The organism is Vibrio fortis, assembly GCF_024347475.1.
Classification (GTDB): Bacteria; Pseudomonadota; Gammaproteobacteria; order Enterobacterales; family Vibrionaceae; genus Vibrio; species Vibrio fortis.
On sequence record NZ_AP025487.1, the window covers coordinates 471,311 to 492,626 of the forward strand.

At 46.8% G+C, this 21,316-nt stretch carries 20 protein-coding genes and 1 other RNA gene; 17 read left to right on the plus strand and 4 right to left on the minus strand.

The window, feature by feature from the left end; all coding sequences use genetic code 11:
- Positions 1 to 89: 89 nt before the first annotated feature.
- The 6 genes from petA (at position 90) to OCV50_RS02155 (ending at position 5,228) form a co-directional block, all read left to right on the plus strand.
- Positions 90 to 680, plus strand: a complete 591-nt coding sequence (gene petA / locus OCV50_RS02130; protein WP_032553103.1) for a ubiquinol-cytochrome c reductase iron-sulfur subunit — start codon at positions 90 to 92, stop codon at positions 678 to 680.
- Positions 680 to 1,945 (plus strand): cytochrome b, encoded by a 1,266-nt coding sequence (locus OCV50_RS02135; RefSeq protein WP_239841607.1) that lies wholly within the window; start codon positions 680 to 682, stop codon positions 1,943 to 1,945. Before petA ends, OCV50_RS02135 begins: the two co-directional genes overlap by 1 nt.
- Positions 1,942 to 2,679: a cytochrome c1 gene (locus tag OCV50_RS02140; protein WP_239841606.1), complete on the plus strand. Its 738-nt coding sequence runs from the start codon at positions 1,942 to 1,944 to the stop codon at positions 2,677 to 2,679. Before OCV50_RS02135 ends, OCV50_RS02140 begins: the two co-directional genes overlap by 4 nt.
- Before the next feature lie 96 nt (positions 2,680 to 2,775).
- Complete coding sequence (gene sspA, locus OCV50_RS02145; RefSeq protein ID WP_032553106.1) at positions 2,776 to 3,411, plus strand: stringent starvation protein SspA; 636 nt, start codon at positions 2,776 to 2,778, stop codon at positions 3,409 to 3,411.
- A 20-nt stretch (positions 3,412 to 3,431) separates the two neighbouring features.
- Entirely contained in the window at positions 3,432 to 3,917 is a 486-nt protein-coding gene (gene sspB, locus OCV50_RS02150) for a ClpXP protease specificity-enhancing factor (protein ID WP_261904108.1), read from the plus strand.
- Between the two features lie 106 nt (positions 3,918 to 4,023).
- Positions 4,024 to 5,228 (plus strand): IS3 family transposase gene (locus tag OCV50_RS02155; RefSeq protein WP_261902741.1). Its coding sequence is split into 2 segments (ribosomal slippage): positions 4,024 to 4,393 and positions 4,393 to 5,228, totalling 1,206 coding nucleotides; the frame shifts between segments, so codons are not numbered across the junction.
- Between the two features lie 65 nt (positions 5,229 to 5,293).
- On the opposite strand, the gene OCV50_RS02160 is transcribed toward OCV50_RS02155, so the two are convergent.
- Genes OCV50_RS02160 through OCV50_RS02175 form a run of 4 tightly spaced genes read right to left on the minus strand, consistent with a single transcriptional unit; the run spans position 5,294 to position 8,717 of the window.
- Positions 5,294 to 5,926 carry a BON domain-containing protein gene (locus tag OCV50_RS02160; RefSeq protein WP_239841605.1) on the minus strand — a complete coding sequence of 211 codons (633 nt, stop codon included), beginning with the start codon at positions 5,924 to 5,926 and terminating at the stop codon, positions 5,294 to 5,296.
- 1 nt (position 5,927) lies between these two features.
- Entirely contained in the window at positions 5,928 to 6,518 is a 591-nt protein-coding gene (locus OCV50_RS02165; RefSeq protein WP_004729817.1) for a phosphoheptose isomerase, read from the minus strand.
- 2 nt (positions 6,519 to 6,520) lie between these two features.
- Positions 6,521 to 6,919, minus strand: a complete 399-nt coding sequence (locus tag OCV50_RS02170) for a YraN family protein (protein ID WP_239841604.1) — start codon at positions 6,917 to 6,919, stop codon at positions 6,521 to 6,523.
- Positions 6,906 to 8,717, minus strand: a complete 1,812-nt coding sequence (locus tag OCV50_RS02175) for a penicillin-binding protein activator (protein WP_261903588.1) — start codon at positions 8,715 to 8,717, stop codon at positions 6,906 to 6,908. The genes OCV50_RS02170 and OCV50_RS02175 overlap by 14 nt, the downstream gene beginning before the upstream one ends.
- A 62-nt stretch (positions 8,718 to 8,779) precedes the next feature.
- Here OCV50_RS02175 and rsmI point away from each other — a divergent pair, with 62 nt between their 5' ends.
- The 11 genes from rsmI (at position 8,780) to murG (ending at position 21,308) form a co-directional block, all read left to right on the plus strand.
- Positions 8,780 to 9,646, plus strand: coding sequence for a 16S rRNA (cytidine(1402)-2'-O)-methyltransferase (gene rsmI, locus OCV50_RS02180; RefSeq protein ID WP_150895845.1), 867 nt, complete (start codon positions 8,780 to 8,782; stop codon positions 9,644 to 9,646).
- Between the two features lie 343 nt (positions 9,647 to 9,989).
- Positions 9,990 to 10,417, plus strand: an RNA gene (gene rnpB, locus OCV50_RS02185) — RNase P RNA component class A.
- Positions 10,418 to 10,645: 228 nt separating this feature from the next.
- A complete protein-coding gene (rsmH, locus tag OCV50_RS02190; protein ID WP_261903589.1) occupies positions 10,646 to 11,596 on the plus strand; it encodes a 16S rRNA (cytosine(1402)-N(4))-methyltransferase RsmH in 951 nt (316 codons plus the stop codon).
- A gap of 3 nt (positions 11,597 to 11,599) precedes the next feature.
- Positions 11,600 to 11,917, plus strand: a complete 318-nt coding sequence (gene ftsL, locus OCV50_RS02195; RefSeq protein WP_239841601.1) for a cell division protein FtsL — start codon at positions 11,600 to 11,602, stop codon at positions 11,915 to 11,917.
- On the plus strand, positions 11,914 to 13,689 hold the full coding sequence (locus OCV50_RS02200) for a penicillin-binding transpeptidase domain-containing protein (protein ID WP_239841600.1): 1,776 nt from the start codon (positions 11,914 to 11,916) through the stop codon (positions 13,687 to 13,689). Before ftsL ends, OCV50_RS02200 begins: the two co-directional genes overlap by 4 nt.
- 18 nt (positions 13,690 to 13,707) lie before the next feature.
- Positions 13,708 to 15,198 (plus strand): UDP-N-acetylmuramoyl-L-alanyl-D-glutamate--2,6-diaminopimelate ligase, encoded by a 1,491-nt coding sequence (gene murE / locus OCV50_RS02205; protein WP_261903590.1) that lies wholly within the window; start codon positions 13,708 to 13,710, stop codon positions 15,196 to 15,198.
- A complete protein-coding gene (gene murF / locus OCV50_RS02210) occupies positions 15,191 to 16,567 on the plus strand; it encodes a UDP-N-acetylmuramoyl-tripeptide--D-alanyl-D-alanine ligase (RefSeq protein WP_261903591.1) in 1,377 nt (458 codons plus the stop codon). The genes murE and murF overlap by 8 nt, the downstream gene beginning before the upstream one ends.
- Positions 16,564 to 17,646 carry a phospho-N-acetylmuramoyl-pentapeptide-transferase gene (gene mraY / locus OCV50_RS02215; RefSeq protein ID WP_261903592.1) on the plus strand — a complete coding sequence of 361 codons (1,083 nt, stop codon included), beginning with the start codon at positions 16,564 to 16,566 and terminating at the stop codon, positions 17,644 to 17,646. Before murF ends, mraY begins: the two co-directional genes overlap by 4 nt.
- Positions 17,647 to 17,704: 58 nt before the next feature.
- Positions 17,705 to 19,021, plus strand: coding sequence for a UDP-N-acetylmuramoyl-L-alanine--D-glutamate ligase (gene murD / locus OCV50_RS02220; RefSeq protein WP_261903593.1), 1,317 nt, complete (start codon positions 17,705 to 17,707; stop codon positions 19,019 to 19,021).
- A 30-nt stretch (positions 19,022 to 19,051) separates the two neighbouring features.
- Positions 19,052 to 20,239 carry a cell division protein FtsW gene (gene ftsW, locus OCV50_RS02225; RefSeq protein ID WP_390905141.1) on the plus strand — a complete coding sequence of 396 codons (1,188 nt, stop codon included), beginning with the start codon at positions 19,052 to 19,054 and terminating at the stop codon, positions 20,237 to 20,239.
- Positions 20,240 to 20,246: 7 nt separating this feature from the next.
- A complete protein-coding gene (gene murG / locus OCV50_RS02230) occupies positions 20,247 to 21,308 on the plus strand; it encodes an undecaprenyldiphospho-muramoylpentapeptide beta-N-acetylglucosaminyltransferase (protein WP_261903594.1) in 1,062 nt (353 codons plus the stop codon).
- Positions 21,309 to 21,316 lie beyond the last annotated feature (8 nt).

The window sequence follows — 21,316 nt, forward strand, 5'->3', positions numbered from 1 at the left end:
AATAAATAGAACTAAATACGTATTTTGTTAGCCATGCTCTTTAAGCGGAATAATTTCAATCCAAAAGGAGCAAATGGGAGAATGTTTGGATGAGCAACGCGCCTTTAAATAACGGTCGCAGGCGTTTCCTAACCGCAACAACAGCCGTTGTTGGTGGTTTAGGGGCTGCTGCTGTAGCCGTGCCTTTTATTAAATCATGGAATCCGAGTGCCAAAGCGAAAGCTGCTGGTGCGCCGGTGGAAGTGGAAGTCAGTAAATTAGAAGCTGGCCAAATGGTTCGTGTCGAATGGCAAGGTAAGCCTGTATGGGTTGTACGCCGTGCTGAGTCGGTACTAGAAAACTTGAAAACCATTGGTGGTCAACTTCGAGATCCTCAATCGGAAGCTGAACAACAACCTGAATACGCTCAAAATGAGTTCCGTTCAATTAAGCCGGAATTCTTTGTTGCGGTTGGTTTCTGTACTCACCTAGGTTGTTCTCCAACTTACCTACCTGATTCTTTTGCAGAACAAGTACAAGGTGTTAAGTCTGGTTTCTTCTGTCCATGTCATGGTTCAAAATTTGATATGGCTGGTCGAGTATTCCAAGGCGTACCTGCACCGCTAAACCTTGTTGTGCCAAAGCATATGTATTTAAGTGACACCAAGATCCTGATCGGTATTGACGAGGGAGATGCATAATGCAAGGACTACTAGATTGGGTAGAGAAACGTATACCCGCGATGAATGCTTATAAAAAGCACTTGTCTGAATACCCAATGCCTAAGAACTTTAACTTTTGGTACCTTTTTGGTTCTTTAGCAATGTTAGTTTTAGTTAACCAGATCCTTACAGGTATTTGGCTAACAATGAACTACGTACCATCTGGTGAAGGTGCGTTCGCTTCTGTTGAATACATCATGCGTGATGTTGAATACGGCTGGCTACTGCGTTATATGCACTCAACAGGCGCATCTGCGTTCTTCGTTGTTGTTTACCTGCATATGTTCCGTGGTCTGATTTACGGCTCTTACCAAAAGCCTCGTGAGCTACTTTGGATCTTCGGTATGTTGATCTTCCTAGTGCTAATGGCTGAAGCTTTCATGGGTTACCTACTACCATGGGGTCAAATGTCATACTGGGGTGCTCAGGTAATCATTTCTCTGTTTGGTGCGATCCCTGTTATCGGTGATGACCTAACGCTTTGGATCCGTGGTGACTACATCATCTCTGGTGCAACGCTAAACCGTTTCTTCGCACTGCACGTTATCGCTCTACCAATCGTACTTCTGCTGCTTATCGTACTTCACGTACTAGCACTGCACGAAGTAGGTTCGAACAACCCAGACGGTATCGAGACTAAGCTTCCTAAAGGCACAATGGGCGACGACTACAAAACTCAGTTCCCATTCCACAAGGATTACACTAAGAAATACGACATCATTGACTCTATTCCTTTCCACCCATACGGGACTGTGAAAGATATGGTTGGTGTAGCTGGTTTCCTATTCTTCTTCTGTTATGTGCTGTTCTTTAACCCAGAGATGGGTGGATTCTTCCTTGAGCCGCCAAACTTTGAAGCTGCGAACCCACTGAAGACACCAGAGCACATCGCTCCTGTATGGTACTTCACACCGTTCTACGCAATCCTACGTGCGGTTCCTGATAAGCTGCTAGGTGTTGTAGCAATGGGCGCATCTATTGTTGTGCTATTCCTACTACCATGGTTCGACCGTTGTAAAGTACGTTCGTACCGTTACCGTAGCAAACTGCATTTGATTAACATCATCCAATTCACAATAAGCTTTATTGCGCTTGGTATTCTTGGTGCGCTTCCAGCAACACCAACGTACACAGTACTAGCACAGATCTTTAGCTTAGGTTACTTCATGTTCTTCGTACTACTGTGGTTCTACAGTAAGAATGAAGCGACGAAACCATTACCAGAAAGGGTGACATTCAAATGAAAAAATGGATTGTAATTTTATTTGCTATGTTGCCGTCATTAGCTATGGCAGCGGGCGCAAATGTTCCGCTAGACAAAGCGAACAATGATTTAACGGACCAAGCTTCACTGCAAAACGGTGCTAAGCTGTTCATGAACTACTGTTTTGGCTGTCACTCTACGCAGTACCAGCGTTATGAGCGAGTTGCTAACGACCTTGAGATCCCAGTGGATCTAATGAAAGAGAACCTAGTCTTCGACCCTGAAGCGAAGATTGGTGACCTAATGGTTAATGCAATGCCTGCGAAGCAAGCGGCGAACTGGTTCGGTGCTCCGCCACCGGATCTAACGCTAGTTGCTCGTGTTCGTGGCGCAGACTGGCTATACACTTACCTTCGTACTTTCTACGAAGACCCATCTCGTCCATTTGGCGTAAACAACATTGTTTTCCCAAGTGTTGGTATGCCACATGTGCTTGAAGAGCTACAAGGTATCCCAACGCCAATCTACGAAACTCATATCGTAGATGGTGAAGAGGTAGAAGTGGTTGTAGGTACTGAAACTGACGGTTCTGGTGAGCTAAGTGCAGGTGAGTACGACGAAGCTGTACGTGATTTGGTTAACTTCCTAGTTTACTCTGGCGACCCAGTTCAACTTGAGCGTCACGCTCTAGGTTGGTGGGTAATGGCCTTCTTAGTATTGTTCACTATCGTTGTGATTCTACTGAAGAAAGAGTATTGGCGTGATGTGCACTAATTGTGCTATAATACCGTGCTAATTCCCAAATTATGTTAATGTACAATGGAGGCTTAGGCCTCCATTGTTTTTATTTAAAGTGTACTGGAGGGCTCCATGGCTGTAGCTGCCAATAAACGTTCTGTGATGACTCTTTTCTCAAGTGCTTCTGATATGTATAGCCATCAGGTGCGCATTGTTCTTGCTGAAAAAGGCGTAAGTGTTGAAGTTGAGTTGGTTGATGAAAATAATCTTCCAGCAGAGCTTGTTGAACTGAACCCGTACAAATCAGTACCCACTCTAGTTGATCGCGAGTTGGCTCTATACGACTCAAAAATCATCATGGAATACCTTGATGAGCGTTTCCCTCATCCACCATTGATGCCTGTTTACCCTGTTGCTCGTGGTAACAGCCGTCTAATGATGTACCGTATTGAACGTAACTGGTACTCAGTTGCTGAGAAGATTGTAAAAGGCAACGCAGAAGAGTCTGAAGCGGCACGTACTAAACTGCGCAATGACCTACTGACTCTAGCTCCTATCTTCGCAGAGTACGAATACTTCATGAGCGAAGAATTCAGCTTAATCGATTGTTACCTTGCTCCGCTACTATGGCGTCTTCCTGAGCTAGGTATCGAGCTAATTGGCCCAGGTTCTAAAGAACTGAAAGTTTACATGAACCGTGTATTTGAGCGTGATTCATTCCTAGCTTCTCTAACAGAAGCTGAGCGCGAGATGCGTCTGGCTCGTTAATCGTTATGGATATTTCAACGATGACGCCACGCCGTCCATATATGCTACGCGCATTTTATGATTGGCTGGTTGATAACGAACTCACACCACACCTAGTTGTTGAAGCAACACTACCGGGTGTTCGTGTACCAGAAGAGTTTATTCAAGATGGTCAAATCATCTTGAATATTGCTCCTCGTGCTGTCGGTAATCTTGAACTTGGCAATGAAGCGGTAACATTCAGTGCACGCTTTAGTGGACGTCCACACTCAGTGATCGTGCCACTTTATGCTGTTCAAGCGATCTACGCGCGTGAGAATGGTGCCGGTACTATGTTTGAGCCTGAAGAGGCTTACATGGACGTGCTTGAGGAAGGTATTGAAGAAGGGCCATTTGAGGCTCCAGAAAAAGGTCCTTCATTAAGTGTTGCTACGGCGGAAGTTGAAGTTGATGCAGAAGACTCAGACCCTGAGCCTGAACCACCACGCCCAACTAAAGGTCGCCCGAGCCTTCGTATTATCAAGTAACCAAACGACATTAAAAAAGCAGCGATGATTCGCTGCTTTTTTTATAACTTAATTGACCCGTCCTAAATAAGGTTGACACTCCCCAAGTAGAAAATTGGAGAGTGTTATGAAATCAGTAACTAGACGAACTCAATGTGATTACTCCCTCGCTTTTAAATTGGATGTTGTTGACCAAGTCGAGCGAGGTGAACTGACTTATAAACAGGCACAAGACAAATACGGAATACAAGGTTGTTCTACAGTATTAGTGTGGCTCCGAAAGCACGGCCGACTCGATTGGTCTGGAGGCACACCTCGATTCCTGAAGAAAGGTTTACCTATGTCTGAATTCAATTCACCACCCACGCCAGAGCAACGTATCAAAGAGCTAGAAAAGCAACTTGAAGATACCAAACTGAGAGCCGACTTCTTTGAAGAAGTAGTAAAAGTTATGGAGCGAGACCATGGTGTCCGTGTTGTAAAAAAGCACAGAGGTGCGTCGTCCAAGAGCAAAACATAGCTCAGCTCACGGTGACTAGATTTTGCCAAATCATCAACATCTCTAGGCAAGCGTACTACAAACAATGCCTTATTGACGATCGTGGTAAACAGCGTGACAAAGCTCTTCTGAGCTTTGTCCGTGAAACTCGCATCAAACAAGCTCGAATAGGAACGAGAAAGCTTAAATACATGATGGAAAAAACTGGAATGAAAGTAGGTCGGGACTATCTATTTTCTCTGCTTAAACATCATCGGCTGCTTGTGAAGGTTAAACGTGCTTACCATCGAACAACGGATAGCCATCATAGGTTTTACTGTCACCCAAATAAAATAAAGGATGGCTTTAAGCCCGAAAGACCGGAGCAGTTGTGGGTTGCTGATATTACTTACCTTCCGACCTATGAAGGAAACAGTTACGTCAGTCTTATCACTGATGCCTATTCCAGAAAGATCGTCGGATACAGTGTGGATGACAACATGCAGACGAAGGCTGTAAAACAAGCTTTTATAAGAGCTTTGAGAGAACGTCGAAATCAGGACACCCTAATCCATCACTCAGATAGAGGCTCACAGTACTGTTCAAAGGAGTACCAAGACCTACACTCTAGGCACAAGGTCGTGTGTTCCATGACGGATGGATATGACTGCTATCAAAATGCGTTGGCAGAAAGAGTAAATGGTATTTTGAAAATGGAATACTTGTTGAAGAAACCTAAAGATGTTGCTCAGGCGAGAAAAATGGTCGCCGAGTCAGTAGAAATCTATAATCAAATGAGGCCACATACGGCCTTAAAATACAAAACGCCCGATGAAGTACATCGAGCGTTTTGACTAAAAAGTGTCAACCCATATCAGGACGGGTCAAATTTCTTAGCTGAACGTTGCCGCTAGGATGACTAGTTAACGACAGTTTCTGCTTCAGTTTCCGCCGCCGCTTCAGCCTTCACTGTGGCTTCGTCACCATATTCAAATGCTCGAATAACTTGTTTCACCCCTGAGATATTACGAGCGACATCGGTTGCAATATCTGCATGCTCTCGAGTCACAAGACCAAGTAGGAATACCTCGCTATCTTCGGTAATCACTTTAACCTTGATGCCGTTTAGTTCAGCATTTGCCAATAGCGCTGATTTCACTTTTGTCGTGATCCAGCTGTCTTTACTTATCTCGCTTACGCTTAAAGGTGCTTTGACGCGTACCTGGTTATGAACATTGTTCACACCAGCCACTTTTCTGGCTTCACTTTCAAATGAACGACGCTCTGCGTCAGTTGATGCTTGGCCCATCAAAACCACGGTGCCACGGTAAGAGCTAGCCGTTACTCGAACGTTACCTCGGTAAGGTGCTTTGTTGGTAATAGCAGCGACTTCGAACTCAATGTTATTGTCGTTCCAAATCTCTTTGGTGGTACGAGTGTCAGTCACTAGGTTGGCTGTCGTTGCAGCGCCTGCAATGAACAGTCCGGCACACCCTGATAATGACAGTGTCAGCAGTGAAACGCTGAGCAACTTAACAATAGAAAACTTCATGTTACTCCTCATGAGCTGGGAATAGAACTTGGTCAATCAGATCACATAGGCAATGCAGCGTGACCATATGAACTTCATGGATACGAGCGGTGCGGTGTGATGGGATGCGAATCTCTACATCGTGCTCACCTAGAAGGCCAGCCATTTCACCACCATCTTTACCAGTAAAAGCGATGATGGTCATATCACGAGTTACCGCAGCTTCCATCGCTTTGATGATGTTTTTGCTGTTACCGCTGGTTGAAATGGCTAAAAGGATATCGCCTGTTTGACCAAAAGCGCGTACCTGTTTAGAGAAGATTTCTTCGTAGTGGTAGTCATTTGCAACGGCTGTTAGTGTGGTGTTGTCGGCGGTCAGCGCCATCGCTGGAAGGCTAGGGCGCTCGGTCTCAAAGCGGTTAAGTAAGCAAGAGACAAACTGTTGTGCATTTGAAGCAGAGCCACCGTTACCACAACATAGAATCTTGTTACCATTAAGCAAGGTTGCGACCATGGCTTGCGCAGCATGGGTAATAGCATCTGGCAGAGCTTCTGCTGCTGCAATTTGAATTTGAATACTTTCTGTAAAACTTTCTTTGATGCTATCTAGCATGTTTATCCTTGGGTAATTGCATTTTCTATCCAGTTGATCTGCTCGCTTGGCCCTTCAATAGCCACAACATCAAACCGGAAGTTAGTCGAGTGTACCGACATGCCTTGCTTCATCAGCCATAGATTGGCGGTGTTGATCAGTTTTTTCGCCTTACTGGCGGTGACCATTTCTGCTGCATGCCCATAACGTGTTTGTTTTCGGTATTTGACCTCAACAAACACAATTGTCTGGTTGTGGTGCATTATAAGATCAATTTCACCACATTTTGCTACGAAGTTTTGCTCTATTAAAGAGAGTCCGTGGCCTTCGAGGTGCTCTTTGGCCACGCGTTCGTATTTATCGCCCACTTGTCTGTGGGCGTTCAGTTTTTGTATCAGCTTGGTTCGGCTAAATAGCCCCATGCTCAGCCCAACTGATTTGGCGTTGTACCACACAGTTATTGTCGATGGTTAGTACGCCTGTCTCACCAGAAATACTATGTCCTTCAACGGCTTTCATCTGTGGCAGTGCGTCCATTAAGTAGTATGCATCCATACCTAATGCTTGTAGACGCTTTTGACCATTAGAGTGCGAAGGCCATAGCTCATTTAGTTGTTTATTTAGCTCACCCTTGCTCTCTACAAGCAGTGGAATATCACTGTAGAAAACCCCGGTTAGGTCTTCATACTGCTTGTCGCCACTATTGCTGCGAGAGTTAGAGAACAACGCAGGTTGCTTCGCGTCTGGGTTAATGGCGACCTCAATGAAAGGTTTGATCAGCGTTAACTCAGAGTTTTTAGCAACGATGTATACCGCATCAACGTCACGACGGCTGCGTGGCTCTGTCTCTAATGGCAAGTCGATCAGATTGTCCATCTGAGCTATGCGTTGCTGGCTCTCTTGGAGACCAAAGATCTGGTTTACATTGCGCTGAAGTTGGCGTTTGTCAGAGAAGAAAGAAGTCGCCACATCATTGCTGCTGTATTTCGACCACTCTTCTTTAAAGGCTTCTTGTACACGATCGCCTAATCGGCCCTTTGGTGCCAAGATTAGTGGGTATTTGTAGCCTTGAGTAAACAGGTGCTTTGCGGCTTGCGCGACTTCTTGCTCTGGTGATAGTGCAAGGTAGCAAAGCTTAGTATCCGCTTCTAACTGATCTGGAATGTTCAGAGCCAATGCTGGAATGGCATCTTCATGGCCTTTTTGAGCTTCTTGTAACTTGGTGATGTTACTCTTGATCAATGGACCAACGATAAAGTCGACTTTGTTATCAACCAGCGTCTGTTTGATCTCTTCTGCACTTTGCGTGTTGGTATCCAAGACCGTTAGCGTTGCATCTTGTTCACGCTCTTTGTCGTTCATCATCGCAAAGATAAAGCCATCGCGTACCAACTGCGCTTGTTTGCTGTACTTACCGGTTAAAGGCAGTAACAGCGCTGTGCTGGTTGGCTTGCTGATTTCTAAACTAAGAATGTCTGTGATCGCCTGCGGCGTGTATTTCGCGGCTGGGTGATATGGGTTTTCAGCCAACCAATCTTGCAGTGTGCTTTGTAGCTCAGGTAGATTGCCATTCAAAGTTTTCAAATAGATAGACAGTTGTAGCCAGCCTGCCAAGACGTCTTCGTCTGGAGCCGTTTTAAGAGCAAGCACCTCATATTGAGAATAGCTGCTAAGGTTTTGCCAGATGCGATCTGCGATCAATTGTTGGTCTTGGTTGTCATCAAATTCTTCAAGCTTGGTCAGCTCACGGCTCGCTTCGAAATATTGATTCAATACCTCAAGAATATCAGCACGCAGGGTGTGGTAGTCTTTCCACTGCTCATTTGGCAGCTTCCACCAAGGCTGGAAGTTCAGTTGTTGATACGCTTGCTCAGTCTGCTGATTATTGAACAGCAGTTGTGCACGTGCTAATTGCCACTCAGCTTGCTGAGTTTCAGTAAGTGGCTGCTTCGCTAAGCGTTTGATAAGCAGAGTCGCTTGATCGGTTTTGCCTGCTTGCACCGACGACTTAAGCGCCATGATCAGCCAATCATTTTGCAGACTACCTTGGCTGCTATCGGCTTGCATCATATAACTTTCTGTCGATTGTGTTGGATCAAGTGTAATATCAACACGCGTCGGGGCTTGTGGCGCAGAAGAACAAGCCGCCAATGAAATTGCTAATGCAATTGGAGTTAGTAAGCGTGGTACACTGAGTCTCTTATGGTTCATTGTTGCCATGAGTTCTTTTTAATTCCGTATAAATTTGTATCTATATTAATCGTTGAAGTGATGGTAAACAAATGACTGATAACAAAACCTTGCTCACAGAGAGCCCAACTCTCTATATTGTGCCGACTCCTATCGGAAATTTGGGAGACATCACTCAAAGAGCAATCGAAGTATTATCAAGCGTCGATGTTATTGCAGCGGAAGACACACGTCACACGGGTAAGCTGCTTGCTCACTTCAATATATCCACCAGAACGTTCGCCTTACATGACCATAATGAGCAAACTAAGGCGCAAGTTCTAGTAGAAAAATTATTAGAGGGTCAGTCTATCGCATTAGTCTCAGATGCTGGAACCCCTTTAATCAGTGATCCAGGTTATCATCTTGTATCACAATGTCGTCAGGCTGGTGTGAGAGTTGTACCACTTCCTGGTGCATGTGCTGTCATCACTGCGTTAAGTGCATCAGGCTTGCCGTCAGACCGCTTCAGTTTTGAAGGCTTCTTGCCTCCTAAGAGTAAAGGTCGTAAAGATAAGTTCCTTGAGATCGCGAAAGCGGAACGTACGTGTATTTTTTACGAGTCACCGCACCGCATCTCAGACTCTCTGCAGGATATGCTAGATATCTTAGGCCCTGAGCGTGAAGTCGTACTGGCGCGTGAGCTGACTAAGACCTTCGAAACCATTCAAGGTATGCCATTGGGGGAGCTGATTGAGTGGATTGAAGAGGATGCTAACCGTAAACGTGGCGAAATGGTGCTATTGATTCACGGCCACCGTGAAGAGGCAACAACCGACTTACCTGACGAAGCAACGCGTACATTGGCGATTCTAACCAAAGAGCTGCCACTGAAGAAAGCTGCTGCGATGGCTGCAGAGATCTACAATCTGAAGAAGAACGCGCTGTACAAATGGGGCTTAGAGCATCTAGACAACTAATGCTTCTTTAGTTGATGTATTCAGATACAGATAAACAAGAAACCCAACCATCTTTTTATCTGTATCTCTAATCCGCTCTTCGTTCTTTTCTCATCTCGAATCTCGCCATCCGCATCTTTCTTTTTATCTCTTCGAATCCCGCATCTCGCCACTCGAATCTTCTGTTAGATCTTTTCGAATCTCGCATCCCGCTACCCGCATCTTTCTTTGCATCTCTTCGAATCCCTAATCTCGTCACTCGTATCTGCTTTATCGTTCAATTCCCCACCAGTTAACACCTCGATTGCATCATATTTGTGATCTCGCTAGACACTTCTCTTTAATCTCTATACAATCCGCCCTCGGAGTTGACTGGGTAGTCGCTGCTTTGTTGATGTCCTTCGGGAGACTGACGCTGAAGTCCTTTGGGAGACTGGCGTTGACGTCCTTCGGGAGACTGACAAAGGGGAGGAAAGTCCGGGCTCCATAGAGCAGGGTGCCAGGTAACGCCTGGGGGGCGCAAGCCCACGACAAGTGCAGCAGAGAGAAGACCGCCGATGGCCCTAGGGTACAGGTAAGGGTGAAAGGGTGCGGTAAGAGCGCACCGGACGGCTAGCAATAGTCCGTTGCAGGGTAAACTCCACCCGGAGCAAGACCAAATAGGCCTCCACATTGCGTTGCTCGCGTAAGGAGGCGGGTAGGTTGCTTGAGCCAGTGAGCGATTGCTGGCCTAGACGAATGGCTACTACCGCGCAAGCGGAACAGAACCCGGCTTATATGTCGACTCCACCTATTCCAAGAACCCATCATTACTTAACAGTAGTGATGGGTTTTTTGCTTTATATTGACGTAAATTATTTAGATTTCCTTAAAATCCACTTTTCTTGTAAAGACTTGGGTTAAAAATCCCAACTCGCTACACACAATGTAGTGGAGATAACGTGCGAAATCAGTACACTAAAACGTTAACAGAATCATTTGTAGCCGAACTAAAGGCTTAATCCACTCACTGAGAAGACTATGACAGAAGCGTTCAAACATATTTCAGTATTGCTTAACGAATCAATTGACGGACTGGCGATCAAACCTGATGGTACCTACATTGACGGTACTTTTGGCCGTGGTGGTCACAGCCGTACAATCCTGTCTAAACTGGGCGAGAATGGACGACTATTTAGTATCGACCGCGATCCACAAGCGATCGCTGAAGCTCAAAAAATTGATGATCCTCGTTTTACTATCATCCATGGTCCATTCTCTGGCATGGCTGAATACGCAGAGCGTTACAACTTAGTAGGCCAAGTTGATGGCGTACTTCTCGATTTAGGCGTGTCTTCTCCGCAACTGGATGACGCAGAGCGCGGTTTCAGCTTCATGAAAGATGGACCACTGGATATGCGTATGGATCCAACATCAGGTATTCCAGTTTCTCAGTGGTTGATGGATGCTGACCTAGATGACATTACTTGGGTTATCCGCGAGTTTGGTGAAGACAAGCACGCGCGCCGCATCGCTAAAGGCATCGTTGCTTACCGTGAAAATGAAGAGAACGAGCCACTGACTCGCACGGGTCAGTTAGCCAAGCTTATCTCGGATGTTGCACCAAAGAGCTTCAAAGAGAAAAAGCACCCAGCCACTCGCGCATTCCAAGCTTTTCGTATCTACATCAACAGTGAACTGGAAGAGATTGATACTGCACTGAAAGGCGCAGCAAGCATTCTTGCTCCACAAGGTCGTCTGTCTGTTATCAGCTTCCACTCACTCGAAGATCGCATGGTGAAACGTTTTATCCGTAAAGAGAGCCAAGGTCCTCAGGTTCCTCATGGTTTGCCACTGACAGAAGAGCAGATCAAAGCGCTCGGCAGTGCTGATCTGAAGCCCGTTGGTAAAGCGATCAAACCTTCTAAACACGAGGTTGATGAAAACACTCGTTCTCGTAGCTCAGTATTACGCATTGCAGAAAAGCTGTAAGAGATGAAGACCGCCAAGCCAAACTTAGCCAAGATTATCTTCTTTGATCTAATATCAGTGGGTCGTGTCCCACTGTTGTTGCTCATTGCTATCTTCGCGAGTGCGATGGGGGTCGTTCTTACTACACACATGTCCCGCCAAGCCATTACTCAGAAAGATATGGCTTTGGTGGCGCGTGAGCAGCTTGATGATGAGTGGCGAAATCTCATGCTTGAAGAGACTGCGCTTGCCGAACACAGCCGAGTACAAGCTTCTGCAATTAAAGAGCTTGATATGAAGCGCCCAGATTCAGACAAAGAAGTTGTGATCTCACTGAAATGACCGCTAAAAAGGAAAAAGCATCTGCGAAGAAAGCCGAAGCAAGCTCATCTAAAGCAACTTCTGGCAAAGCAAACGCAGTGAATGGAAAGGACTCAGATCCTATCTTGATCAAATGGCGCTTTAATTTAGTTATTGCGTTTGTCTTCCTTGCATTTGCAGCACTTGTCTCTCGTGTTGCCTACATTCAAATCATTGAACCCGATAACCTGATTCGCCAAGGTGACTTGCGTTCGGTTCGTGTCAAAGAGATCCCTTCCGCACGCGGCATTATTTCCGATAGAAACAATGAACCTTTGGCAGTCAGTGTCCCAGTTGAAGCGGTATGGGCAGATCCAAAAACTATTTTTGATAAAGACGGTTTAGCTCAGATTGACCGTTGGTATGCTTTGGCTGATGTATTAGGGCTAGAGCGTCAGTCGATGATCGACAAGATTTCAGCCAATAAAACGCGTCGTTTTATCTACCTTCAGAGACAAGTTAGCCCAGCAATGGCGAAGTATATTCGCGACCTTAAGTTGGTGGGCGTTGGCCTTAAGGCGGAATCTCGCCGCTACTATCCTGCCGGAGAGATCAGTGCGCATCTAATCGGTGTGACTGGTATTGATGGTCATGGTTTAGAAGGGGTTGAACGCAGTTACGATCAGTGGCTAACCGGCGAGGCAGGTAAGCGTACCATTCGTAAAGACCGTTATGGTCGCGTGGTAGAGAACATTGCGCTAGAAGAGCGTGAGCAAGGTAAGCCGCTCACCTTGACCATAGACCAACGTTTACAGGCGATCGCCTATCGTGAAATCAAACAAGCGGTAGCCGATCACCGCGCCACCTCGGGCTCGGCGATTCTACTTGATGTTAAAACCGGTGCGGTATTGGCGATGGTGAATGCGCCATCTTATAACCCAAACAATCGTGCCGACCTGCAAAGCTTTAAAATGCGTAACCGTGTACTAACGGACGCAATGGAGCCCGGTTCTACCGTTAAGCCATTTGTGGTACTCGCTGCCCTAGAAAATGGCGCAGCGACACCCGACACCGTGATCAATACCGGGAATGGCATCATGCAAATCGGTGGTAGTCGCGTTCGTGATACCTCCAAAGTCGGCAAGGCTGACCTAGCGATGATCCTTAAAAAGTCGAGTAACATCGGTGTGGCGAAGCTCGCTCTGGATATGCCGCTGGAGGCCTTGTTAGGGCTTTATAGTTCAGTGGGTCTAGGTGAGATGTCCGGCTTGAATCTGGTTGGTGAAACAACAGGTATCTTCCCGAATCGACGCCGTTGGTCAAAGTTTGAAATCGCCACTCTTTCTTTTGGTTATGGCCTATCCGTCACTCCTATTCAATTGGCTCACGCTTACGCAACACTGGCAAACAAAGGTGTGTATGAGCCAATCCATATTATTGAAAACAATGAGCAAGATTTTTCTAAGCAGATCATTGATAGAGATAACGCACAGCTTGTTTTAGAGATGCTTGAGGGCGTAACCCAGAAAGGCGGTACCGCCACCCGAGCGGCAGTACCCGGTTATCGTGTAGCGGCTAAAACGGGTACTTCACGTAAAGCCGAAGCGGGTGGTTATAGTGATGAATATATTGCGATCACCGCAGGCGTAGCACCAGTGAGCGATCCTCGAGTCTCACTGGTTGTAGTGGTGAATGAACCTCAGGGCGATCTCTACTACGGCGGTTCAGTAGCTGCACCCGTATTTTCGGAAATCATGAAAGGTGCGTTGCAAATCCTTAACGTGCCTGCTGACGAAAACAAGTTTCAAGAATAGAGCGAATCAGGATTCGATATGAGTAATAGCCTAACACTATCTAGCTTACTGAGCCCTTGGGGGGCATTTGACTGCGCCGAGTTGGCGGAAGTGGAAGTCACGCACTTAGAGTTAGATAGCCGAGCTGTAAGTTCGGGAGACATTTTCGTTGCTGTTATTGGCCATGCCGTTGATGGACGCCGTTTTATCGATAAAGCCATCGAGTTAGGTGCCAGCGCGGTCATTGCTCAAGCGTGCGAAGAGCATGTTCATGGCAGTGTTGAGTTACGTAATGGCGTCGCTATCGCTTATGTCCAAGATCTGAATCAAGAGCTCTCTGCTCTGGCAGGTCGTGTTTATCAGTCTGACACTACTCAGCTGATTGGCGTGACAGGCACCAATGGCAAAACCACGATTACTCAGCTCATCGCTCAATGGCTTGAGTTAGTTGGTCAGCGTTCTGGTGTTATGGGCACGACAGGTAATGGCTTTCTTGACGACCTGCAAGCCGCAAAAAATACAACGGGTAGCGCGATTGAAATCCAACGTACTTTGAGTGAATTATCGGCTCAAGATGCGGCCTATACTGCAATGGAAATTTCATCTCATGGTCTGGTTCAGGGGCGCGTAAAAGCCCTTAAGTTTGCCGCGGGTGTGTTTACCAACCTTAGTCGAGACCACCTTGACTATCATGGCACGATGGAAGAGTACGCGTTAGCCAAGCAGACTCTGTTTACCCAACATCACTGCCAGCACGCCATCATTAATGCCGACGATCCAGTGGGTTTGGCGTGGTTATCTGAATTACCCGATGCAGTTGCAGTGTCGCTAAATCCTATGACTGATCGCGCCAACGCAGTGTGGGCCTCAGACGTGGCATATGCTGAAACAGGGATTCGCATGGATTTCGGTGGTGCGTGGGGCACGGGTTCACTGCAGGTACCTTTGATCGGTCAATTTAATGCCTCAAATGTGTTAGTGGCGTTCGCGACACTGCTTGCTTTGGGTATTGACAAACAACAACTGGTTGAGAGCGCGCCAAGATTACAACCTGTAATTGGCCGCATGGAGTTATTCCAAGCGCCTCAAAAAGCGAAGGTTGTGGTCGATTATGCACATACGCCTGATGCACTTGAAAAAGCATTAGCAGCATTGCGCGTACACTGCTCTGGAAACTTATGGGCGATTTTTGGCTGCGGTGGCGATCGAGATAAAGGCAAGCGTCCAATGATGGCGGAGACGGCGGAACAGTTCGCCGACAAGATTATTATCTCTGATGATAACCCTCGCAGCGAAGATCCGGCTGAAATCGTTAAAGACATGCTAGTGGGTCTCAAAAATCCTCAGGCTGCCTACGTTGAGCTCGACCGTTATCAAGCGGTGAAATTTGCACTAGAGCAAGCTGGCAACAATGACATTATCCTACTGGCTGGCAAAGGCCATGAGGATTACCAAGTATTAAAAGATAAAACTGTGCACTATTCTGATCGAGAGTCCGCACTGCAATTATTAGGTATTCACAATGATTGATGTATCACTAGAACAGGTCAGTCAGGCCGTTAATGGTGAGCTAATTGAATCATCGGAAGTTGGAAAGGCCTCCATGATTCGTTCCGTATCTACAGATACGCGTACCGTTCAAAGTGGGGCGTTGTTTGTCGCTCTGGTCGGTGAGCGATTTGATGCGCACGATTTTTGTCATCAAGCAGTAGAAGCACAAGCGAGCGCGCTGTTAGTCGAACGAAAACTTGACCTAAATATTACTCAAGTCGTTGTTGAGGATACTAAACTTGCTTTGGGTCAGTTGAGTGCATGGATTCATGCTCAATGTGAAGTGCCAACGATGGCTATTACTGGCAGTTGTGGCAAAACCACCGTCAAAGAGATGGTGGCAAGCATTCTACAACAACGCGGTAAGGTTTTATTTACTGCAGGCAACTTCAATAATGACATTGGGGTACCGCTGACATTACTGCGCAGTGAGCCAAGTGATGACTTTGCTGTGATTGAGCTTGGTGCTAACCACATCGGTGAAATTGCTTACACAACGCAGTTGGTTAAGCCTCAAGTGGCTGTGGTGAACAACGTTGCTGCAGCACACCTCGAAGGCTTTGGCTCGATAGATGGTGTGAAGCAAGCCAAAGGTGAAATCTACCAAGGCCTCGCTGCTGGTGATACGGCTATCGTCAATTTAGAGAGTAATGGTGGCGAGTATTGGGAAGAGGTCTTGGCTGATAAGTCCGCGCTGACTTTCTCGGACGTTAACCCTCAAGCTGACTACTTTGCCGACAACGTTGAGCTTAATGAGCAAGGCGAAGCCTGTTTCATGATGCACACGCCGCAAGGTGATATTGCCGTTGAGCTGGGTATTATCGGCCAACACAATGTGGCAAATGCGCTTTCTGCCGCCGCATTAAGCATTCAGTTTGGTGCAAGCCTGAACGACATCCAAACGGGATTGAAAAACTTAAACTCAGTGAAGGGCCGTGTTGAGGTTCAACAACTGAGTGAACAAATTAAGCTAATTGATGACAGCTATAACGCCAGCGTACCTGCGATGAAGGCTGCGGCAAAACTGTTATCTAGCTTTAAAGGGCAGCGTTGGCTGATTTTAGGCAATATGGCTGAATTAGGTGATGAAAGCCTTGCACTTCACCGTCAAGTCGGTGAATATGCTGCCCCATTCGCTTTTGAGCATGTACTCACTTACGGTGATGATACAAAGGTGATCAGTGAGGTCTGCAACGGCATTCACTTCGCCACGCATCAAGCGATGATCGCACATATAGAGCAGCAGTTAAGCTTGCCAAATAATGCGTCGCACACACTGTTAGTTAAAGGCGCAAACAGTGCAGGAATGAGTAAAATTGCCGCTGCTTTAAAGGAGAACTTTTCATGATTATTTGGCTTGCAGAGCTGCTACAGCCACACTTTTCGTTTTTTCGCTTGTTTGAATACCTGTCGTTTCGAGCAATTGCGAGTATTTTAACGGCTCTATGCTTGTCACTATGGATGGGACCTCGCCTTATTGAGCGTCTGCAACTGCTGCAAATTGGTCAAGTGGTTCGTAATGACGGCCCTGAATCTCACTTTAGTAAGCGTGGTACACCAACCATGGGTGGTGTGATGATCCTTGCTGCGATCATGATTACTGTTCTGCTGTGGGCTGATCTTTCTAACCCTTATGTATGGGCTGTGATGGCAGTATTAGGCGGTTATGGTGCGGTCGGTTTTGTTGATGACTATCGTAAAGTTGTACGCAAGAACACTGATGGCCTGATTGCTCGCTGGAAGTACTTCTGGCAGTCAGCAATTGCGTTGGTTGTGGCATTTGCACTGTATGCGCACGGTCAAGACACAGCAGCGACTCAGCTTGTTGTACCTTTCTTCAAAGATGTGATGCCACAGCTTGGCTTGCTCTACATTGTGTTAACGTACTTTGTTATCGTGGGTACCAGTAATGCGGTTAACCTAACAGATGGCCTAGATGGCTTAGCAATCATGCCAACAGTCATGGTGGCAGCTGGTTTTGCGGTTATTGCATGGGCAACGGGTAACGTTAACTTTGCTGAATATCTGCATATTCCATATATCCCGTTCACCTCTGAACTTGTTGTTGTATGTACAGCGATTGTCGGAGCTGGTCTTGGTTTCCTATGGTTTAACACTTACCCAGCACAAGTATTCATGGGCGATGTAGGCTCTCTAGCACTCGGTGGTGCTCTGGGTACGATCGCGGTATTGGTTCGCCAAGAGCTGGTACTGGTTATCATGGGTGGTGTGTTTGTTATGGAGACGCTATCAGTAATCTTACAGGTAGGCTCTTACAAACTGCGTGGTCAGCGTATTTTCCGCATGGCGCCAATTCACCACCACTACGAGCTTAAAGGTTGGCCAGAGCCGCGCGTTATCGTGCGCTTTTGGATCATCTCAATGGTTCTTGTTTTGATTGGTCTAGCGACACTGAAAGTTCGTTAATTCCACTGTAAGCCTCGTTAATACGGGGCTTTATCCACATTAAGAGCGTCTTGTTTAAATGGAACCTTGGCAAAATATTCAAAATGTAGTGGTTGTAGGGCTCGGTATTACCGGGCTCTCTGTCGTTAAACATCTTGCAAAATATCAGCCTCACTGCACAGTGAGAGTGATCGACACTCGTGATAATCCACCGGGTAAAGAGTCACTGCCGGATGCTGTTGCTCTGCACGCTGGTGGTTGGCAAAACGAGTGGTTAGCGCAAGCTGATCTTGTCGTGGCAAACCCAGGCATTGCATTAGCAACACCTGAGATTCAGACGGTGTTGGCGCGCGGCGGTGCCGTCGTTGGCGATATTGAGCTGTTTGCTTGGGCGGTTGAGAAACCTGTCGTGGCAATCACGGGTTCTAACGGCAAGAGCACTGTGACAGATCTTACGGGTGTCCTTGCCAAAGCTGCTGGTCTTAAGGTGGGCGTTGGTGGCAACATCGGTGTTCCTGCGTTGGATCTACTTGAACAAGATGCTGATTTCTATGTCTTAGAGCTATCGAGCTTCCAATTAGAGACGACATCGAGCCTTAAATTGGCCGCTGCAGCGTTCTTAAACCTATCTGAAGATCATATGGATCGCTATCAAGGCATGGCGGATTATCGCGATGCCAAGCGTCGAATCTTCAAACATGCTCAGTATGCACTCGTAAACCGTGATGATCGAGAAACCTATCCGCATGAACCACAACAAGTCGTGACCTTTGGCTTTGATAACCAAGAGTTCGGTGTTGATGTGATTGATGGTGAGGAGTGGCTCATTGATCATGGTGCGCCAATCATCCGCAGCCAAGAGCTTACTTTGGTTGGTCGCCACAATGTATCGAATGCCTTAGTTTCTTTAGCACTGCTTAAGCTAGCCAACATCGACTACACAAACAGTCTTGATGCGTTGAAAGCATATAATGGCCTGACGCATCGTTGCCAAGTCGTCGCAGATAAGCACGACGTGAAGTGGGTGAACGATTCTAAAGCAACCAACGTTGCCAGTACTTTAGCGGCTTTGTCTGGCCTAGAGTGTGCAGGAACTCTTTATCTACTTGTTGGTGGTGTTGGTAAAGGGGCTGACTTTAGTGAGCTGGCTCCTGTACTTAACAGTATTGCTCGCATCCAATTGTGCTGTTTTGGCGAAGATGCAGATCAGTTTATGCCGCTTCATTCATCGGCACAAAAGTTTGACACTATGCAGCAGATTATCGAAACCATCTCATCACAACTGGTGGCTGGGGATATGGTGATGCTGTCTCCTGCGTGTGCAAGCTTCGATCAGTTTAGTAATTTCATGGCAAGGGGTGATGTATTTACCGAACTTGCTCAACAGTACGCTTAATCGTTAAAGGACTGGTACCCGGTGCAGAAAGTGAGACAGCTCAACCACTCAATTTGGCAATGGCTTAACCGCTCGACGCCAGAGGCGCTTTACGATCGTCAATTGGTTTGGATCGCGCTGGGTCTTATGCTTACTGGGTTGGTGATGGTAACGTCCGCTTCGTTCCCAATCAGCGCCCGCTTAACCGATCAGCCTTTTCACTTCATGTTCCGTCACGCGGTGTTCTTGTTGCTCGCATTGGGTGTATCCAGCGTGATATTGCAAATCCCGATGAAGCGTTGGTTTCAATACAGTATGTACTTACTGGGCTTATCCTTTTTCTTACTCATAGTTGTGCTGGCTGTGGGTAAGTCGGTTAACGGTGCATCCCGCTGGATCCCTTTGGGGCTGTTTAATCTCCAGCCTGCCGAGGTGGCTAAGCTATCGCTGTTTATCTTTATGGCTGGCTACTTGGTTCGTAAACAAGATGAAGTGAGAAAAACCTTCTTCGGTGGTTTTGCAAAACCCATTATGGTGTTTGGCGCTTTCGCTGTTTTATTACTTGGTCAACCCGATCTCGGTACCGTCGTTGTAATGTTGGTCACCCTGTTCGGCATGCTGTTTATTGCCGGTGCCAAGCTGTCACAGTTTATTGCCTTGATGGTCGCGGGTATTGCCGCTGTCGTCGGTTTGATTGTGATAGAGCCTTATCGTGTCAGGCGTGTCACCTCATTCTGGGAACCGTGGAATGACCCGTTCGGTAGTGGTTACCAGTTAACGCAATCTCTCATGGCATTTGGCCGTGGTGATTGGATGGGGCAAGGTTTAGGTAACTCGATTCAGAAACTAGAATACCTGCCAGAGGCTCACACCGACTTTGTATTTGCTGTACTGGCAGAAGAGCTCGGCTTTGTAGGCGTGACCTTAGTATTGATGTTGATCTTCAGTCTGGTTCTCAAAGCCATTTTTATTGGCAAGAAAGCCTTTGAAAACGATCAGGTGTTTAGCGGATATCTCGCTTTTGGTATCGGTATCTGGTTTGCATTCCAAACTCTGGTTAACGTTGGTGCTGCATCGGGTATCGTGCCGACTAAAGGTCTGACGCTGCCACTGATCAGTTACGGTGGCTCCAGTTTGATCATCATGTCAGTCGCTGTATCTATGTTGCTGCGTATTGACCATGAATGTCGCCTAATAGAACAACAAGATGCTGAGCATCAAAACGAATTGAATGAATAGTAACAGCATGAAAAAGAACAAAAGATTATTGGTGATGGCTGGTGGTACCGGCGGTCACGTCTTCCCTGGTTTGGCGGTGGCGAAAAAGCTGCAACAACAAGGGTGGGAAATTCGCTGGTTAGGTACAGCTGATCGTATGGAAGCGGATCTGGTACCGAAGCACGGTATTGAGATTGATTTCATTAAGGTGAAAGGGCTGCGCGGGCAAGGTATTGCTAAGTTAATTAAAGCGCCTTTCCAAATTATTAATGCCATACTTCAAGCAAAGCAACACATTAAGGCATGGCAGCCTGATGTGGTGCTGGGTATGGGCGGCTACGTGAGTGGCCCGGGTGGCATCGCGGCTTGGTTATCAGGCATTCCTGTGGTGCTGCATGAGCAGAATGCAGTAGCGGGTTTGACTAACCAATGGCTGTCTAAGATCGCGAAAAAGGTATTTCAAGCATTTCCGGGAGCATTCCCGACAGCAGATGTGGTTGGCAACCCAGTACGTGAAGATGTCGTTGCTCTGCCAGAGCCAAGTGAGCGTATGGCGGAACGCAAAGGCGATATTCGTATCCTTGTGATGGGTGGTAGCCAAGGTGCTAAGATCCTCAACGATACACTGCCTATAGCAATGGGTCAGCTTGGTGAAGGCTTCACCGTGATGCACCAAGCAGGCAAGAACAATCAGCAGCAAGTTATTGAACAGTATAACTCTCATTCTGTGAGCAATGTTCAAGTGACTGAATTTATTGATGATGTAGCGCAAGCTTACGCATGGGCAGATCTATTAGTGTGTCGTTCAGGTGCGCTAACAGTGTCAGAAGTCTCTGCGGCAGGTGTGGGCTCGATCTTCGTGCCTTTCATGCATAAAGATCGCCAGCAGGCTCTGAATGCCGATCACTTGGTTGATTGCGGCGCTGCGTTGATGATTGAACAGCCAGAGTTGACGGCAGAAAAGTTGGCAAACACCATTGCTCAGCTAGATAGAAATGAATTAAAAACGATGGCAACAAAGGCACGCCAAGCAGCAAAGCTGGACGCTGATGTGACCGTCGCTAAAGCCATTCAAGCTTTAGCAAAATAACGAGATAA

Coding starts and splice junctions, on each gene's coding strand:
- petA (WP_032553103.1), top strand. CDS start 90: ATGAGCAACGCGCCTTTAAATAACGGTCGCAGGCGTTTCCTAACCGCA.
- OCV50_RS02135 (WP_239841607.1), top strand. CDS start 680: ATGCAAGGACTACTAGATTGGGTAGAGAAACGTATACCCGCGATGAAT.
- OCV50_RS02140 (WP_239841606.1), top strand. CDS start 1,942: ATGAAAAAATGGATTGTAATTTTATTTGCTATGTTGCCGTCATTAGCT.
- sspA (WP_032553106.1), top strand. CDS start 2,776: ATGGCTGTAGCTGCCAATAAACGTTCTGTGATGACTCTTTTCTCAAGT.
- sspB (WP_261904108.1), top strand. CDS start 3,432: ATGACGCCACGCCGTCCATATATGCTACGCGCATTTTATGATTGGCTG.
- OCV50_RS02160 (WP_239841605.1), bottom strand. CDS start 5,926: ATGAAGTTTTCTATTGTTAAGTTGCTCAGCGTTTCACTGCTGACACTG.
- OCV50_RS02165 (WP_004729817.1), bottom strand. CDS start 6,518: ATGCTAGATAGCATCAAAGAAAGTTTTACAGAAAGTATTCAAATTCAA.
- OCV50_RS02170 (WP_239841604.1), bottom strand. CDS start 6,919: ATGGGGCTATTTAGCCGAACCAAGCTGATACAAAAACTGAACGCCCAC.
- OCV50_RS02175 (WP_261903588.1), bottom strand. CDS start 8,717: ATGGCAACAATGAACCATAAGAGACTCAGTGTACCACGCTTACTAACT.
- rsmI (WP_150895845.1), top strand. CDS start 8,780: ATGACTGATAACAAAACCTTGCTCACAGAGAGCCCAACTCTCTATATT.
- rsmH (WP_261903589.1), top strand. CDS start 10,646: ATGACAGAAGCGTTCAAACATATTTCAGTATTGCTTAACGAATCAATT.
- ftsL (WP_239841601.1), top strand. CDS start 11,600: ATGAAGACCGCCAAGCCAAACTTAGCCAAGATTATCTTCTTTGATCTA.
- OCV50_RS02200 (WP_239841600.1), top strand. CDS start 11,914: ATGACCGCTAAAAAGGAAAAAGCATCTGCGAAGAAAGCCGAAGCAAGC.
- murE (WP_261903590.1), top strand. CDS start 13,708: ATGAGTAATAGCCTAACACTATCTAGCTTACTGAGCCCTTGGGGGGCA.
- murF (WP_261903591.1), top strand. CDS start 15,191: ATGATTGATGTATCACTAGAACAGGTCAGTCAGGCCGTTAATGGTGAG.
- mraY (WP_261903592.1), top strand. CDS start 16,564: ATGATTATTTGGCTTGCAGAGCTGCTACAGCCACACTTTTCGTTTTTT.
- murD (WP_261903593.1), top strand. CDS start 17,705: ATGGAACCTTGGCAAAATATTCAAAATGTAGTGGTTGTAGGGCTCGGT.
- murG (WP_261903594.1), top strand. CDS start 20,247: ATGAAAAAGAACAAAAGATTATTGGTGATGGCTGGTGGTACCGGCGGT.